The sequence below is a fragment of the Janthinobacterium sp. GL_088 genome (assembly GCF_057837845.1).
Window position 1 is genome coordinate 3,608,496 of sequence record NZ_CM174453.1, and the last position, 17,797, is coordinate 3,626,292.

The 17,797-nt window shown below is 59.5% G+C and carries 11 protein-coding genes; 5 read left to right on the forward strand and 6 right to left on the reverse strand.

The window, feature by feature from the left end:
- The first annotated feature begins 6 nt into the window (after positions 1–6).
- Entirely contained in the window at positions 7–4,017 is a 4,011-nt protein-coding gene (locus AC3IQ7_RS16200; protein ID WP_489206663.1) for a response regulator, read from the forward strand.
- Between the two features lie 26 nt (positions 4,018–4,043).
- On the opposite strand, the gene AC3IQ7_RS16205 is transcribed toward AC3IQ7_RS16200, so the two are convergent.
- The 4 genes from AC3IQ7_RS16205 to AC3IQ7_RS16220 all read right to left on the reverse strand — a co-directional run bounded on the left by AC3IQ7_RS16205 (position 4,044) and on the right by AC3IQ7_RS16220 (position 9,534).
- The gene (locus tag AC3IQ7_RS16205; protein ID WP_099393668.1) at positions 4,044–5,636 is read right to left on the reverse strand and encodes an ATP-binding response regulator; all 1,593 of its coding nucleotides are present in this window, start codon (positions 5,634–5,636) and stop codon (positions 4,044–4,046) included.
- Positions 5,637–6,188: 552 nt separating this feature from the next.
- Positions 6,189–7,235 (reverse strand): hypothetical protein, encoded by a 1,047-nt coding sequence (locus AC3IQ7_RS16210; RefSeq protein WP_489206664.1) that lies wholly within the window; start codon positions 7,233–7,235, stop codon positions 6,189–6,191.
- Positions 7,232–8,494: a hypothetical protein gene (locus AC3IQ7_RS16215; protein WP_489206665.1), complete on the reverse strand. Its 1,263-nt coding sequence runs from the start codon at positions 8,492–8,494 to the stop codon at positions 7,232–7,234. Before AC3IQ7_RS16215 ends, AC3IQ7_RS16210 begins: the two co-directional genes overlap by 4 nt.
- 611 nt (positions 8,495–9,105) lie before the next feature.
- The gene (locus AC3IQ7_RS16220; RefSeq protein ID WP_489210467.1) at positions 9,106–9,534 is read right to left on the reverse strand and encodes a rolling circle replication-associated protein; all 429 of its coding nucleotides are present in this window, start codon (positions 9,532–9,534) and stop codon (positions 9,106–9,108) included.
- A 100-nt stretch (positions 9,535–9,634) separates the two neighbouring features.
- Here AC3IQ7_RS16220 and AC3IQ7_RS16225 point away from each other — a divergent pair, with 100 nt between their 5' ends.
- Positions 9,635–10,438: a DUF6710 family protein gene (locus AC3IQ7_RS16225; RefSeq protein ID WP_489206666.1), complete on the forward strand. Its 804-nt coding sequence runs from the start codon at positions 9,635–9,637 to the stop codon at positions 10,436–10,438.
- Positions 10,439–10,777: 339 nt separating this feature from the next.
- On the opposite strand, the gene arsH is transcribed toward AC3IQ7_RS16225, so the two are convergent.
- Positions 10,778–11,509 (reverse strand): arsenical resistance protein ArsH, encoded by a 732-nt coding sequence (gene arsH / locus AC3IQ7_RS16230; RefSeq protein WP_489206667.1) that lies wholly within the window; start codon positions 11,507–11,509, stop codon positions 10,778–10,780.
- 214 nt (positions 11,510–11,723) lie between these two features.
- Between arsH and AC3IQ7_RS16235 the strand changes: the two genes are divergently transcribed.
- From AC3IQ7_RS16235 to AC3IQ7_RS16245, 3 genes are all read left to right on the forward strand, one after another.
- On the forward strand, positions 11,724–12,758 hold the full coding sequence (locus tag AC3IQ7_RS16235) for a zinc-dependent alcohol dehydrogenase (protein WP_489210469.1): 1,035 nt from the start codon (positions 11,724–11,726) through the stop codon (positions 12,756–12,758).
- Between the two features lie 92 nt (positions 12,759–12,850).
- A complete protein-coding gene (locus AC3IQ7_RS16240; RefSeq protein ID WP_489206668.1) occupies positions 12,851–13,561 on the forward strand; it encodes a hypothetical protein in 711 nt (236 codons plus the stop codon).
- Between the two features lie 139 nt (positions 13,562–13,700).
- The gene (locus tag AC3IQ7_RS16245; protein WP_489206669.1) at positions 13,701–15,650 is read left to right on the forward strand and encodes an FTR1 family protein; all 1,950 of its coding nucleotides are present in this window, start codon (positions 13,701–13,703) and stop codon (positions 15,648–15,650) included.
- A 76-nt stretch (positions 15,651–15,726) separates the two neighbouring features.
- Here AC3IQ7_RS16245 and AC3IQ7_RS16250 read toward each other — a convergent pair whose 3' ends face one another.
- Positions 15,727–17,589: an amidohydrolase gene (locus tag AC3IQ7_RS16250; protein WP_099376743.1), complete on the reverse strand. Its 1,863-nt coding sequence runs from the start codon at positions 17,587–17,589 to the stop codon at positions 15,727–15,729.
- Between the last annotated feature and the right edge of the window lie 208 nt (positions 17,590–17,797).

The window sequence follows — 17,797 nt, forward strand, 5'->3', positions numbered from 1 at the left end:
GCCGGCATGCGTTCGCCCCTGGCCTATGTTGAACGGCTGCGCCTGCGCCAGAAGCTTGCGGCCGGCTTTTGCGCAGTGCTGCTGCTGGCCCTGGCGCTGGGGTTGCAAAGCCTGCGCACCCAAGACCAGTTGAGTAGCGACATGCAGCACCTGCTCAGCGAGGGCATGATCGGCATCGTGCAGGTCAAGGAAGCCCGCATCCAGCTCACCCGCTTCGAGCTAATGCTGCACAAGGTGGCCAACGCCCCGGACCCTGTTGCCGTCGACGAGGCGCTGGAACAGCTCGACAAGGCGCGCGAGCAGTTGCATTTCGCTGCCGGCGAGGCCCGCGCCACGTTGCTGCGTACCGACAATCAGCAACGCTATGCCGTCTTCGAAACCATGCTGGCGCGCGCCGAACGCATCGCCGACGAAGCCATGGAGCTGACGCGCGAGAATCGCAATGCCGAGGCCAACGCCTTGCTCAACAGCGAACGCTTCCAACAGGCCATGCGCACGGCCGACCTGCAGATGGCCGAGATCGCCGCCGTCAAGGACTCCAACGCCCGCAGCACCATTTACCATATCCGCCAGTTCGCGCTCACCAGCAGCACCCTCACCTACGCCCTGCTGATCGGCGGCCTGGCGGTGGCGCTGCTGTGCGCCTGGTGGATCAGCCTGTCGATCAGGCGCCCGGTCAACCGCCTGCGCGAGGCGGTCGATGCGCTGGCCGCCGGCCAGCTCGACAGCGTGATCCCGCACACCGACTACCAGAACGAAACGGGCGACCTGGCCCGCGCCATTGCCAAGCTGCAGGTCGAATCGCGCCAGCTCGACATGCAGCGCTGGATCAAGTCGCAGGAAGCCTCGATCCAGGCCGAACTGCAGCAGGCGGCCAGCCTGGACCAGGCCGCGCAGCGCCTGTTGACGCTACTCGCGCCGCTGGTGCAGGCTGGCCAGGGCGCGCTCTACCTGCTTGACGAAGACGTTGCCGCACTGCGCCTGGCCGCCAGCTACGCCGCCGATCCGGACCATCCGCCGGCGCCGCAACTGGCGCTGGGTAGCGGCCTGCTGGGCCAGTGCGCGCAGGACCGCCAGCCGCTCCGGCTCGACGCCCTGCCGGACGACTACGCGCAGATTCTCTCGCAGCTGGGGCGGTCGCGCCCACGCCACCTGCAGGTACTGCCACTGCTGCACGGCGAGCGCCTGATGGGCGTGCTGGAGCTGGCCGGCTTCGACGCTCCCAGCGAATCGGGTCGCGTGCTGATGGACGAGCTGCTGCCCAAGCTGGCGATGTCGCTGGAAATCAAGGCGCGCAGCCACGCGGTGCAGACCATGGCCGCCGAACTCGAAGCGCAGCAGGTGGCGCTGAAAGCCACCGAGGCCTGGTATCGCGGCATCATCGAGGCGGCGCCCGACGGCATGCTGGTGATCGACGCCCAGGGCCTGATCATGATGACCAACCCGCAGCTCGACCAGCTGTTCGGCTACCAGGCCGGCGAGCTAGCCGGCCTGCCGATCGAAGTCCTGGTGCCGCCGGAGGCGCACGGGCGCCACGTAGGCTCGCGCGACGGCTTCATCGCGCACGGCACTGCGCGCCAGATGGGCACGGTCGGCGCCGACCTGCACGGCATGCGCAAGGACGGCAGCCGCTTCTCGGTCGAGATCGGCCTGTCGCGGCTGCCGGCTATCGCCGAGCGCGGCGTTTGCGTGTGCGCCTCGGTGCGCGACATCAGCGACCGCAAGCTGGCCGAGGCCGAAGTGCTGCGCGCCAAGGAGATCGCCGAGGACGCTACGCGCGCCAAGAGCGATTTCCTGGCCAACATGAGCCACGAGATCCGTACGCCGATGAACGCAATTATCGGCATGAGCCATCTGGCGCTGCGTACCGATCTCGATAAGAAACAGCGCAACTACATCGAGAAGGTGCACCGCTCAGCCGAGAACCTGCTGGGCATCATCAACGACATTCTTGACTTCTCCAAGATCGAAGCGGGCAAGATGAACATAGAGCAGGCCCCGTTCCGGCTGGAGGACGTGCTGGAGAATTTCGCCAGCATGATCGGCCTGAAGGCCGAGGACAAGGGCCTGGAACTGCTGTTCGCCACTTCGGCCGACCTGCCGACCGCATTGGTAGGCGATTCGCTGAGGCTGGGTCAGGTATTGGTCAACCTCGGCAACAACGCCGCCAAGTTCACTGAACGCGGTGAGATCGTGGTCGGGATCGAGATGGCTGCCGACGCCGGGGATCAAGTCGAGCTTCACTTCTGGGTGCGCGACAGCGGTATCGGCATGACGGCCGAGCAGTGCGAACGCATGTTCCACTCGTTCAGCCAGGCAGACAGCTCGACCACGCGCAAATACGGAGGTACCGGGCTAGGTCTGGCCATCTCCAAGAAGCTGGTGGAGCTGATGGATGGCCGGATCTGGGTCGAGAGCATGCCGGGCGAGGGCTCGACCTTCCACTTCAGCGCCCGTTTCGGACGCCAGACCGAGGTGCAGCCGCGCCGCATGTTCCACGCCGACGAGCTGCTCGGCCTGCGCGTGCTGGTGGTCGACGACAACGCCAGCGCGCGCGAAATCTTGTCGACAATGGCTCGCAGTTTCGGCTTGGAGGTGGACCTCGCTGACAGCGGCCACAGCGCGCTGCGCACCATGGTCGAGGCTGAGCGCAAAAGCCTGCCCTACGACTTGGTGCTACTGGACTGGCGCATGCCGGGCATGGACGGCGTCGAAACGCTGCAGCGCATGCAGAGCGGCGCCGTGACTCACATCCCTTCTGTCATCATGGTGACTGCCTTCGGCCGGGACGACGCTCAGGAAGCGGCGGCGCTCCAGCAGGTGGCGCTGCCAGCCGTGCTGACCAAGCCAGTCACCCCGTCGACGCTGCTCGAAGCAATCGGCGAGGTACTGGGCAAGGGCGTGGTGGCCGAAACGCGACAGGCAGAGCGACAGGACCGCAGCGCGGCCGACCAGGCCCGCATGGCCGGCGCCCGCCTGCTGCTGGCCGAGGACAACGATATGAACCAGGAGCTAGCGCGCGAGCTGCTTGAAAGCGCTGGCATCGTGCTCACCATCGTAGGCGATGGGCAACAGGCGCTGGACCTACTGGCTCAAGCCGGGCCCGTCGCCTTCGACGGCGTGCTGATGGACTGCCAGATGCCAGTGATGGATGGCTACGAAGCCACCCGCCGCCTGCGCGCCCAACCCCGCTACGCTCAGCTGCCGATCATCGCCATGACCGCCAACGCCATGGCCGGCGACCGCGAAATGGCGTTGACTGCCGGCATGAATGACCACATCTCCAAGCCGCTGAACGTCACCGCCATGTTCGCCACCATGAGTAAGTGGATCCGCCCGGCGCAGTCGGCATTAGCAGCGCCCCCAGCGGGGCAGCCAGATTCCGCAGGCAAAGTGGTTGCGGCCCTACCTGCCGAACTCCCCGGTATCGACCTGCGCGCCGGCCTGGCGACCAGCATGGGCCGGCAGGACCTTTACCTGCGCATGCTGGTGCGCTTCCGCGACGGCCACGCTAGACTGCGGGGGGAATTTGAGGCTGCGCGGCAAAGCGATGACCCCACAGCGGCGGCGCGGGTAGCCCACACCTTGCGCGGCACCGCCGGCAACGTCGGTGCCAAAGGCGTGGCGGCGACAGCTACCGCACTGGAACTGGCATGCAAAGCTGGTGTAGCCGAAGCCGAACTGGCTGTGCTGCTGACGGCGGTCGAAAACGAACTGGCGCCGGTGCTGCTCGGCCTGGCGGCACTGGGCAACTATACTGCAGCGGCAGAGAACACCCGGGCCGGGGCCATCGCAGCGGCTCCCGCCCTGCCGCCGGACGCGGCCGCCACACTTGCCCAGCTGCGCAAGCTGCTGGCCGACAGCGACACCGCCGCGCTGGATGTGCTGGAGACATTGGAATCGCAAGCCGCCGGCCACCCGCTGGCGCGACAGCTGCGCAAAGTCAGCCAGGCAATTGAACGCTTCGACTTCGACGCTGCGCTGGAAGCGCTTGATGCCGTGGTGAAGCCAGCCTGACAAGCAAGGCCGCCGCGCGATTCGCCTTAGGCCGGGGGCGGCACCGACGGCAGGCTGACAATCAGGGTGGTGGTCTGGAGCTCGTCATCGACGGCGAAGGCCACCTCGCCGTATTGCGCGCGCGCCAGCAGGCGTGCCGAATACGTGCCCAGGCCGGTGCCGCCGGACTTACCTTCGGTGACGAACTTGTCAAAGAAGCGTTCGCGTATCGGTTCCGGGATCACACCCTTGTTGACTATCTCGATGCGCAACGGGCTTCCGGCGTACAGCGTGGCAATGACACGGGTGCGCTCTGGCGCCGCCTCGCAGGCGTTCTTGATCAGATTATTCAGCAGCGAATAGGTCAGCATGGCATCGCCCAGCGCTAGCGGAGCGTCGATGCCGACATCGAAATCGGTGTCGACCGCCAACACCAGCTGCTTACCCGAGTAAGTGGCGCGTGCCGTCTCCACCACCCGCCGCAGCATGTCGCTGATGGGAAGCGGCGCTGCATGGAGCACGTATTTTTCCGTCTCGATCTTGTACAGCTCGGTCGACAGGTTGACCATGTCTGTCACCTGCAGCATGGCCTGCTCCGCCAGCCGCAAATGCTCAAGTTGTCGTCGGTCCAGGTCGGCGGCGTCGATCAGCGACTGCACGATGCCGATGGCGCCGGCTAGTGGCCCCTTGAGGTCGTGCCGCGTCATGGCCTCAACGTCATCGCGCAGGCGGGCGATGGCCAGCATATTATCGTAGTCGGTCTGCAAGTGACGCCGCAGCTCGACGTAGCGCATGAAGTTGTCGACCCGAAGCTTGAGCTGGACCGGGTCGATTGGTTTGGTAATGAAGTCCACCGCACCCAACTCCATGCCCTGCAGGCGCGCGGCGTCGTCGGTCAGGGCTGTGACGAAGATTATGGGCACGTTTTCCGCGCCGGGATGCTGGCGCATGCGGCGCGCCACTTCAAACCCGTCCATGCCAGGCATCATCACGTCCAACAGCACCAGGTCGGGTGGCGTGTCGCTGCAGCACAGAGCCAACGCTTTCTCGCCGTTGTGCGCTGCCTTGATGCGGTAGCGGCCCTTGAACACATTGGCCAGCACGTACAAGTTGTCGGCAGTGTCATCGACCAAGAGCAAGGTCGGCGGCAACGGTTGCGGCGGTGGCAAATGAACCACAGCCGGTGGCACGACGACCACATCGTCTACGATTACAGCAACGAGCGGCGCATCGATGTTCGTGTCCGGCACTGGTGGTGCAACCTGGTGCGCCATCGCGCGCTTGATGCTGGTGGCCAACCGGCCCGCCGTGTAGGGTTTGACCAGCAGGTCGCTGACACCGCTGCTGATGGCCGTTTCGATGCGGCTGCGCTCGGCCTCGGCGGTGATCATGATGAACGGCATGTGCATATGGCGCGGACTGGAGCGTATCATCTGCAGCAGGGCGATGCCGGTCAACGCCGGCATATTCCAGTCGGAGATCACCAAATCATAACGCTTGCGCTCAATCATGCGCCAAGCTTCAGAGCCATCGGCTGCGAGATCCACCGATCCGTAGCCAAGCGAGGCCAGTTGGCCAGCCGTGACCTTGCGCATTGTTTCAACATCATCAACCACCAGTATTCTCAGCACTTGTGCCATGTCTCCCCCATGTGAGGCCTGCTACGTGGGGTAGCACACCGTTTCATTTATTATGCGGCATTTTTTTATCGATTTGAAACGAAAGCATTTCAAGCCGTCAAGGTCGGCTTCTGGCCCAGGCTGTATAAAAACGTCAATCGCTGTGACGCCATCATCGATCAAATCCCCCAACTAGCCATGACGTCACTGGGCAGACGCTTACCATACTGCTGAAGACGGGGTAATTGCAATGACAGGAGAACGCTTACCGTTCGCAAGAGTGGGAGATCACATTCGCAGAGAGACCCAACTGAACATTAAGGCTGACATTCGAACTGGTAGCAACGTTCATGAACACCTTGCACCCACAAGGCCCTACAAAGTCTTAGAATTCAAAAGCTTAGATGAACGTGAACGGAGAACTTAGGGCGTAAGTAAAATTACAAGTTGAGGTTAGAGGTACTTCTAGTTCCATTCCGCCTAAACAAAAACGACAGAACTTCGTCGCCTCCACTCCTTCGACTATTGTTCTGCTGCTGTGATAGATCTATACAACAGCAGAACCTCTAACTGCTAGTGCGAGTTGTTTGAAAACATCACTCTGTCAATCCCCCAGAAATCGAGCAAACAAAAAAGAACACTTTTAAGTTCGGGAGACGCAGTTGTATGTGAATTAAAATTTCTCGCCATAGCTAATAATTCAAACTCCTTAGCGGTTGAGAATAACGTGCGGGCCACCTCATTTTTCGAAAAAAACTCGCCTAGAATGGCTGTATTAAGCGATTCTAATTCTTTCTCGACACTTAACCTTACTTGCCGAGATATCGATGCACCTTCTTTAGCATGTTGTTCAACAAGGGCCATCGCTACATCGACAACCTTTCGAATTCCAGTACTCCCTTTCGAACCATAGGTAAAACCATCTTTGATCAATTTTCCACGCTCTGATTGCTCGTGGAAAGACAGTTCTTTCATGCAGTAGTCGATTGCTATTGAAATAAATGAACATATAAGATATAAACAACGTAGTGCTGTTTCTCTCGGAGCACTCTTAGTAATTGATTGCTCAGCAAAAAACTTCCCATGCGTTAGCCACATATTACAGCTATCAAAAGATAAAGATCTGGCCAATAACCCTTTAGAGGATTTCATTCTCGCCTGCCAATCGCCGTCGAACTTACTCAACGCGTATGTGCCAATCTGGGCAAAAAATTCCTCCTCAGAGTACCTTTCCGAATTTAGGTCCTTCCGTTTATCTAGTTTTCCAAGGAAGTTTCCGTCTAAAACCAGAATACCAAGTTCGCGACCAAAATCCTTTACTTCGTCACGTTTATCCGTCGTGGCTACAACCGCACCAGTTGCCCTGCATGCAATGCGCAAGCCCTGAACCCAAAAAATTCGCTCGATTGCCTGCGGCGTTTTCTTATTCTTGGCATCTACGATTGTTATTTCACGGGAAACCGATGATGTTCTGCTATACAACCAGAGGTCAATATCAGTGACATCGAATCCTTCATATATAAATGGAACACCTCGAACAACAAAATATCCCGCCTCAAGAAAATAACTTCTCAGTAGCTCCTCCATGCGCGGTCCCTTCAACAGCGGTTGCGAACTCATAAACCACCTCCAGTGCGCAGAATAGCCAACATATCATTAGTTGCTTTTGGATTTGACTCTATCTGTTTCTTGCGAGTTTTTTCTCGATTCTGCTCAGGTCCTTTGAAGCCGGTAACCGCAGCTGTCGGGAGAGAGTTGAGAGAATGCTCGCTAACGTCACCTTGGCGGATAGCTTGGAGCGCAAGCTCGCCAATTTCTTTTTTAAGCAGACGCAGCATTGGCCCATATCGCCCTTTTTTGCTGCCATTTTTTACCTCAACTACTCCTTTTAACTCAAGTACTTTATAGTCTTGTGCAATTGCATTCACGGGGCCAACCGATTCGCCGCGAACAAGTGCGCTCAGTAGCGCATCCACCATCTGAATTTGTCCTCGCGCTTGCGAACTTTTTGTCATTCCGTAGGTAACCGAACTAACAAAGGCCTTAGCGAGATCGAATGCGTCGTCGACCATAGAATTGCTAAATTTTGAGAATGCCGAAGGAAGTGTCATGAAACCAGCATCTTCAGTTGAGTTGCTAACGACACTTATATCAAATAAACCAATAGAGGTAACCTTATTAAAAAGCTTTTCGCCTAATAAGGAACTGGCCCAATCAACACCAACACACGCTTGCTTGCGAAGAGCTTCTGTTAATTCGTTTAATTTCGATTGCTCACTAGCTGTCAACGAATCGAGTACAATTTTAATTTTTCGAGTTGTATCGCGTCGGAATAAATTTCCGTTAAATAACAGCGTGCTATTAACGTCAAGCGGCTCAAAATCAACAAAACCGATTTGCTCTGAATCTCGCATGAGCTGGCTAATTGCTGAATTTCCCAATTTGTAGCTATCATTCAGGAGTTCCGATACTTCTGCTTGGAGAACAGGTTCGATCGACGCGCGCTCAGCCAACTCAATCGCAGCTTTCTCACCAGCGCCCGGATTAAGCGAATCGAATATGTCTGATGTGTGCTTAAGGGTCGTTGCAGCTGTAACGCCAAGAACTGAGATGGCCCCCTTTCCTTTTGAAATCAATTGTTGTTGCTCAAGAACTTCAATTAATTTTGGCAGTTCGAATGTGGTATTGATATTTGCAGCGGTTGCCAAAACGTTGAGTCGTTGATCATTGACTAAAGTTTGATTGTCTGTCGATATGGCGGAAAGTAGAATTCCTGCCTTTCCAGCCAAAAACATCTTGTCATAACCAAATTGATTGCTAACTCCTTGCAGCTTGTTCGTGTGATGAATAAGCCATGAGCCTTTAGTTTTCGTATCCATCTTCTCTTTCATTTAAATGCAACTTGGATAGTAAATCATTAACTCACCAAAAATAAATGCAATTCTTATTTTTTGCTTGACCAACCTAATTGTGTGAAACATTACCACACCTGTAGCTTCAAGGTAATTGTTTTTTGAAAATTATTTATGATAAGTTCCGTAATCGAGTCGGTGTTAGGAGTATCAATCTGAAAGTAGTAACTGATGGTTCTGGACCTCATCCGTCAAAATCACCTCGTTTGGCCCGTCCGAAAAGACCGTGGCATCTGAATTCGTCCTTAAAACACCGCTCACACACACGCAGGCGGAGGCTGTAGCGTGCTTGTTGCACTGCCCACTTTGGCACCCCAAGCATGTACATAAAATCGCCAAGCATCCTAGCCCGGTTGACCGCCCGCCAGTTGGTACGCCTAGAATTGCGGATTATCCAGTACTGGTTGCGGAACTCATCCTCTATTTTCTCAAGTATCCGCAGTGAATTATCATCAAAATTTGCCATATCACGTCCCTCCTCCCGTCAAATACGGTGGAGTAACTGTCAGAACGGACAATCGTCCACCACCTGTGGCAGTCCCGGAGCGGTTGCCAGGTACACAACGCCGAGATTGTTGTTACAGCAGGTTTGCAAGCCGTCCATGCAATGGCCGGAAAGCGCCTGGAATGGACCTGCGCGGCGCGCAGCATGTTTGTACAAAACGGCACCCGCCATACATCGACTTCCGGCACCACGATGCCCCTGGAGCGGAAGTAGCGTTTCTGATCAAGCACCCTGCACTGCATTCCTTGCCGCAGTATTTCGCTATGTAGCTGGCGATCTTGTGCGCTTCTGCCACGCCAAATCCGAAACGGTGCGGATCGCGGACGTGGACTTGCCCCATCTGTTCACCGCTCGGGCCGCGTCCCAGGATGCCTTGCCAGATGGAGCGCAGCAGCGCGTACATTTGCCGCCCTGCGACGGCTACATGAAAATGAAATGCGCCACGGGCCTGTTCTTCAATAACCGCGACATAATGATATTGTTTATGATTACTTGCTTGTATAGGCCGTTTAAGTTTCTTTTAACTGTCAAACATATCCATATGGAAATCTTTTCAGGTATATTTGAATAACCTGACTTTACCTGCTTGATGAGGATTTCTTATGCTTAGTATGGATCGCGCCCCGAAACGCGTTGATAGTCCGTCCGTTAACAGCCGCCCTACTGTATACAAGGCCATCCTGCCTATCTTGAGCTGGTTCCGCGATCTCCTGTCGGCAGATCGCACTTCGACGTTGAAAAGAACATCCAAAAGCGGAGTCAGCGATGACGAACTGAATGCATTTCGACTCTTGGTCGGCCAAGCGCATGAGATTCACAAGGCAAATCCCGCTGGGCTGCGCTCTCTAGTTACCGCCATCCTTCGCCCGCTGCAATCAGAGCAAATTTTGTCGGTCGCTGAACGCATGGAGCACGCCGCAGTTGGTGAAATAGCAATATGGCGACTATTCTCTCAGGACAGCTTTTTCTCCATATTTGAAGAGCGCGATTGCCTGCGACAAGAGGCAAAGAGCTATCGAATCAAGTTCTCGCGCGATATAGTGCTGACGACGCCTTGGCAGCGCGACCGTTTCACGGACGCCTTGGCGTTTATTGGCGAAGGAAAAAAAATGGGAAACTGGGAGCAGGATCGCAATCACTCGATCGCGCTGATCCTTCCATGGAACTTCGGGATCGTCAACGGTGGCAATCACTCGATTGCGGCGGGTATCTTGAGCGGAGAGGGTGAAGCTACGCCGACTGACGTGTGTGACCTCACGCCACTACTGTCCAGGGTCCATTGCGATGGTGAATACTACATCGACACCCTTTCTCAGGCTCGCCTGGCTCCGGTGTCGAATTATCGTATGGGCGCGCTGTACGAGATTGGCCGAATCATCACTGGCGCGAACAAATCTACTGCTTAGCCCCTTCCCCTGATGGGCGTTCATGACCCCCGGAAAACGCGGCCACTTCCTGCGAAGCCAGCCTGGTAGTTAATTTTTACCGGCTATACCCATGCTTTCCATGATCCTTGCAGTCCACAGTTGATCGCGTATATGGCGATGGTGAAGTATCAGCTGCGACGACTGAGCCAAGGCAAGCAGACCCAGCCCCAGGTGGCGCCTGCCCTGGTGCTGCTGATACAGCAATGGGAAACCGCCATCCGGTACCGGCAGTATCGCCACAGGACGCATAGCGGCTTTTGAATTGACTTTTCCAAGTCAAACATTGCTGGAAGTCATTATTAATAGACCATTGATAACTTACTTGCCCGGCGCCTCGTGCACCATGGCCTCTGCGGCAAGGGCGCGCACGTCGGCCGGCATGGATTCCTTGCGTTCGCTGTAGCGGCTGGTCAGGTAATCCGAACGGTCGCGCACCACCAGGGTGAATTTATACAGTTCTTCCATGACGTCGACCAGTCGGTCGTAGTATGGCGACGGCTTCATGCGGTCGTTGTCGTCGAATTCCTGGTATGCCTTGGCGACGGACGACTGGTTCGGGATCGTCACCATGCGCATCCAGCGGCCCAGCACGCGCAAGCCGTTGACGGCGTTGAACGATTGCGAGCCGCCTGACACTTGCATCACCGCCAGGGTGCGTCCCTGCGTGGGGCGCACGCTGCCCATTTCCAGCGGCAACCAGTCGATCTGCGACTTGAACACGCCCGTCACGGCGCCATGACGCTCCGGGCTGCACCACACTTGCCCTTCCGACCACAGCGACAGTTCGCGCAGTTCCCGCACCTTGGGATGGTCAGGGCTGACGCTGTCGACCATGGGCAAGCTATGCGGGTCGAACACCCGCGTCTCGGCGCCGAAATGCCGCAGCAGCCGTTCCGCTTCCAGGGTCAGCAAACGGCTGAACGAGCGTTCCCGCAGCGAGCCGTACAGCAAGAGGATGCGCGGCGCATGCGTGGCCACCGCCGGCGGCGCAAGTTTATCAAGGGTCGGCGTGTCGAGGTGGGCCGCGCTGATGTTGGGCAAGTCATGCATGGTGGTTTCCTTCTTCGATTATTCCATAATAGTCGAATTATGGAATTAATGTAAGCTTGTTTTCCATCTGAGCACACGCCGCCCCTTCCCGTATATGTTGATGTGGATCAATCAATTTTCGTATCGTGTGCAGCAGAATATGATCATTCGCAAGACTTTGTTCTGCACCCTGCGTCCTCCACTACGCATTAGCCACTTCACAAGGAATAATATGATACCCACAACAATGAAAGCCGCCGTTGTCGAGCAACTGGGCCAGCCGCTGGTGCTGCGCGACGTCCCCGTGCCGCTGCCCGGCCCCGGCCAGATCCTCGTCAAGACGGAAGCGTGCGGCGTTTGCCACACGGACTTGCATGCGGCGCGCGGCGACTGGCCCGTCAAGCCGACGCCGCCGTTCATTCCCGGCCACGAAGGCATCGGCCTGGTAGTGGCCGTGGGCACGGGTGTGACCGAAGTGCAGCTGGGCGACCGGGTCGGTGTGCCCTGGTTGTACTCGGCGTGCGGCCATTGCGAACATTGCCTGGCAGCCTGGGAAACCGTGTGCGCCGAGGCGCAATTCGGCGGCTACACCAAGAATGGCGGCTTTGCCGAGTACATTCTGGCCGACCCGCGCTACGTCGCGCACATTCCGGCGGGTCTGTCGGCCGTGCAGGCGGCGCCCATCATCTGCGCCGGCGTGACCAGTTACAAGGGCATCAAGGAAACGGGCGCGCGGCCGGGCCAGTGGCTGGCCGTGTCCGGCATCGGCGGACTGGGCCACCTGGCCATCGAATATGCGGTGGCCATGGGCTTGCGCGTGGCGGCCGTCGACATCGATGAAGGCAAGCTGGAGCACGCGCGCGCCCTGGGCGCCGAAGTGACCATCAATGCGCGCCAGGGCGACCCCGTCGCGGCCTTGCGCGAAGCGACCGGGGGCGGCGCCCACGGCGTGCTGATCACGGCGCCGTCGATCGATGCCTTCCAACAAGGCGTGGCGATGACGCGCAAGCGCGGCACCTGCGTGCTGGTGGGCTTGCCGCCGGGCGACTTCCCGACACCGCTGTTCGACGTCGTCGCCAATTGCGTGACGATACGCGGCTCTTTCGTGGGCACGCGCCAGGACATGGCCGAGGCGCTCGCCTTCGCCGCCACCGGCAAGGTCAAGGCCGGCGTGGAATTGCAGCCGCTGTCGGCCATCAACGAGATCTTCAGCCGGCTGGAGCACGGCAAGGTTGCCTCGCGCGTGGTGCTCGATTTCAGTGACAAGTAAGCGCGACGCCAGCATGCCGGTGTGTCGTGCGACGGCAAGTAAATTTATGTTGCTATGATGGCATTCCATAAAGACACACCGAGGATCTACCGATGAAGAAATCCCTCTCCGGCCTGCTGGCCTGCGCCGCCCTCGCCTTATCCTTTTCGGCTGGCGCGGCCAGCGCGGCGGACCCCGCCGCGACTTCGCTGCCCGGACACTATTACCTGCAAGGCGTCATGGAAGTGGGCTCCGAACTGCTGCTGAAAAAGGATGGCAAGTTCGAGTGGACGCTCAGTTATGGCAATACCGACGAGCAAGCCAGCGGCGAGTGGCGCGTGGCCGGCGACATGGTGACCCTGGTGGCGGGCGACGGCGGCAAGGAGCCGCAGTTTCGCGTGTTCGAGGAATCGGAAATGCGCATCCAGAAACCCGCCGAAGCGGGCACGTGGGTGGCCATCGTCGGTTTCCCCCAAGTGGGACCGATGGCCGACGTGGAAGTGAAGTTCGAAGCGCAAAGCGGCAAGACGGCCACGGCCGTCAGCGTGGCGAACGGCGACGCCATCGTCCACATGCCGGCGTCGGAACGTTGGGTGCGGGCCGGCTTGCGCCGCCAGGGTTCCAAAGCCGATTATCAATGGCTGGCCGTGCCAGCCGAGCGCGCGCAGGAACGCCTCGCCGCGTTCGCCGTCACCGACGCCCAATGGCTCAGGGGGCAAGCCTTCCAGACGCTGAACTTTCGGGTGGTCAAGGGCGGCCTGAAACTGCACGGCATGGACAGCGCCGTCGCCAAGGGCCTGTACGCGAAGGCATCCGGCCATTAAGCCGCCTTCCCCCTCCCATTCTCTACAGCAGCTCGGCGCCTGACCGGCAATATCGTCCAGGACAAGGCCCGTGCGCCGTTGACACCCCGCACTGTCTGTCCTATAGTCGCCGGGTTAACGACAAATGAGAATGAGAATCATGTTCAGTTCTATCAAGAAATGGCTCGTGTGCTATCCGCTCGTGGCCGCCAGCCTCGGCCTGTTGCTGGCCGGTGGCGCGCAAGCGCAAGTGGCCGACCAAGGCGCCGGCGCCAAGCAGTTGTGGCAATTGATTGATTATGTTGCCGTCGATTACAGCGGCGCTGTCGAGCACGGCAAGGTGGTCAGCGAGGCGGAATACGCGGAAATGCTCGATTTTACGGACAACGCGACGACGCAGATTGCCGCCCTGCCCGCCCACGCCTCGCAAGCGGCCATCGCCGCCGCCATCGCCGACCTGCGCAAAGCCGTCGTCGCCAAAGCGGACGGCGTGGAAGTCAAGCGCCTGGCGCACCACGCGAACGGCTTGCTGATTGCCGCCTACCCGATCCCCGTGGCGCCGAAAGTGCTGCCGAACCTGGCGCGCGGCGCGGCCCTGTATGCGGCCCAGTGCGCTTCTTGCCACGGCGTGGCCGGCGGCGGCGATGGTCCGCTGGCGGCCAGCCTGGAGCCGAAACCGATCGCCTTCACGGATGGCGAACGGGCGCAGTCGCGCAGCCTGATGGCGCTGTACCAGGTCATTTCGCAAGGCGTGGCCGGCACCTCGATGGCCAGTTTCGGCCAGCTGTCCGAGAACGAGCGCTGGGATCTGGCCTTCTATATCGGCGGCATGTCGCACGATGCGGCGGCCAGCGCGCAGGGCGAAAAGCTGTGGCAGGACGATCCGCGCAGCAAAAAACTGTACGCGGACCTGGCCGCCGTGACGACCTTGACGCAGGAAGCCGTGGCCGCCAAGCTGGGCGCGGACGAGGCCAAAGCGCTGACGGCGTACTTGCGCAGTCATGCTGACAAGGCCGAGGCGCACAAGCCGGCCGGCCTGGCCCTGTCGCGTCTGCGCCTGGTCGAAAGCCTGGCCGCCATGCACGCGGGCGACCGTGCGGGCGCCACGCGCCTGGGCCTGTCGGCCTACCTGGACGGTTTCGAGCCGATCGAGCCGATGGTCGGCGCGCGTAACAAGTCCTTGCTGCTGGCCGTGGAAAACGCTATGCTGGCCTACCGTTCCGCCGTGGCCAAGGGCACGGTGGCCGACGCCGACGCGGCCGGTGAAAAGCTGCAGCAACTGTTTACCCACGTGGAAGCGGAACTGGGCGACGCCAAGGCCGACCCGATGACGACCTTTGTCGGCGCCCTGACGATCTTGCTGCGCGAAGGCGTGGAAGCGCTGCTGATCGTGATCGGCATCATCGCCTTCCTGCGCAAGGCCAAGCGCAAGGATGTGCTGGCCTATGTGCATGCGGGCTGGGCCAGCGCGCTGGTGGCGGGCGGGCTGACGTGGGTGGCGGCAACGTATCTGGTGACCATCAGCGGCGCCAGCCGTGAAGTGAGCGAAGGTCTCGGTTCCGTGTTTGCGGCCCTGGTCCTGCTGAGCGTGGGCTTGTGGATGCACCAGAAGAGCAGCGCCGGGCGCTGGCAGGAATACCTGCACGAGAAACTCACGGCAGCGATGTCGCGGCGCTCCGCCTGGGGCCTGTTCGCGCTGGCCTTCATCGCCGTCTACCGCGAAGTCTTTGAAACCGTGCTGTTCTATTCCGCCCTGGCAGCGGACGGCAACGGCGGCGCCCTGCTGGGCGGCTTCCTGGTGGCCATCGTGCTGCTGGTCGTGATCGCCTGGGCCTTGCTGCGCACGAGCGCCCGCATGCCGATCGGCAAGTTCTTCTCGCTGACGTCCGCCTTCGTGGCCGTGCTGGCCGTGATCCTGATGGGCAAAGGCGTGGCCGCGCTGCAGGAAGCGGGCTGGGTCGGCGTCAGCCCCGTCGACTTCATCCGCGTCGACCTGCTGGGCATCTTGCCAACCCTGGAAACCTTACTGGCGCAGGCGGCCATCCTGGCCATCATCGTCGCCGGCTATGGCTGGAACCGCGTTTCCGCAGGCAAGCGCAAACTGGCTTGACCCTGTGACGCCCCGCAATAACTAAAAGCCCCCGATAGCTGCCGGCAGCTATCGGGGGCTTTTGCATTGCGGCTACTTATCGGGCAATGCTGCCCGACGACTTGCCGTGGCTATGTACTCGCGTCCCCGCCAGCCAGGTTTCCTCCACCACGATGTCGCGCAGCTTGCGCACTGTCTCGTCCAGCGGGTCTTGCGCAAGGATCACCAGGTCGGCCCGCTTGCCGGCTTCCAGCGAACCGACCAGGTGGTCGAGGTGGCAATGCCAGGCGGCATCGAGCGTGACGGCACGCAAGGCCGCCATGCGGCTCAGGCACTCGCGCGGATTCAGCGCTTCTTTCCCTGACGTCGCTTCCATCGTGCGGAACACCGCCTGCTCCATCATGCGTAAGGGGCCCAGTGGCGAGACGAAATGGTCCGAGTGCAAGCTGATGTGCATGCCCGCTTGCAGCGCCGAGTGGCAGCGGTCCAGCAAATCGGCCCGCTCCCGACCGAAAATGGTGTGCTGGAAGGTATGTCCCCAATAGCCGACGTGGCCGATGAGGAAGCTGGGGTTCAGTTGCAGTTCCGCCATGGTATTGATGGCCGCATTATTCAGCAGCGATGCATGCTCGACGCGCAGGCGCAGCTGACGCCGCTTCCGGGCTTCCTCTTCGCTGATGCCGCCTGGCGTTGACGTCAATACCTGCCTGTAGCTGTCCAGCACATATTCCACCGCCTTGTCGCCGTTCGCGTGCACCAGCACGGGCCAGCCCTGCCCCACCGCCTTCTCCAGCATGCGGGTGAACTTGGACGTGTCCTGGTAATTGCTCAAGCCGGTGCTCGGCACGCCAGGTATCGAGTGTTCATGCGAGCAGGCATAAGGCCGGCTCTGGTAACCGGTCAAGCCCTGGTTGGAGCCATCGGCGATCAGTTTGATCGCCTTGATGCTGAAACGCTGGTCGCCGTGGCTGGCCAGGTCAGGCTTGTACTGCTTCAGCCACTTGTCGAGTGCCGCTTCGTCGGGTTTGGTAAACAAGGCGGCGCCGATGCGCACGGGACCGAGATGAGCCGCCAGTTTGAGCAAGCCGATTTCCACCTGCGGGTGCTCGGTGGCGCCCAGGCCCGCGTCGAAGACGGTGGTAAAGCCCATGGCCGAGGCGTTGTCCAGCACCTGCTTCAGGCACGCGACAAAGTCCAGCAGCTTGGGCTGCGGCGCGACCAGCAGCGCCTCGGCGATCTTGATCTCGGTCAGCACGCCGGAAGGGTTGTCCGTGATGCCGGCCGCGTTCAGCGCCGCCGTATTGAGATACGCCAGGTGGCCGGAAGAGTTCATCAGCAGGATGGGCACCGTGCTGCTCAGTGTATCGAGCTGGCTGGCGGTGATGTCTTCCCAATGGTGCATCAGCGAGGGATCGACGCCGAAGCCGAGCAGCCAAGGGTTGCCCTTCTTGTCTTTTTGCAGCTTCTGCGGCTGTGCCAGCGCGCTCAGTATCTGCTGGCGAATGCTCTGAAAACTGTATTCCGGATTCAATTCCTGTTGCAGGGGGGCCTGCTGGAAGGGCGTCAGCGACAGCCAGCTCTTGTACAGCGCACTGGGCAGGACGTGCATGTGGGCTTCGACGAAGCCGGGCAGCAAGGTGCGGCCGCGCAGATCCGTCTCGTGCGGCTGGTGCGCTTGCATGGCCTGGCGCACCTCGGGCAGCGTGCCGGTGGCAATGATGGTACCGCCGGCGATGCCCAGGGCCTCTACTTGCCCGCTGCCACCGCTGGCCAAGGTATGGATGACTCCGCCATGGAAGATCACGGCTTGCGGCCCCAGTGTCGCGGCGTGCGGTGGATATGCTTGTTGAAACGCCGCCTCCAGTTCACCGCCGAGTGCGGATTCCGTCAACAGGCTGCTGGTCAGCGCGGGCAGGTGCGGCAGGTTGCAGCAGGCGCAACCGATGTGGTCATGGCTCATGCAGATTCCTATCAGAAGTTAATGATCTAAATCAATGAATTCATCCTTTATTCTGATTTAAATATACCCAACAACAGAATATCGGGAGAATGTTATGCCTGGACTGGCTAGATTATTACCAGTAACTATCGCAAAGCATAACGAATTGAAAATCAAAAATACTCAAACATTGTCACGCAAATGTGCGTGACTGCATGAATTTATCTGA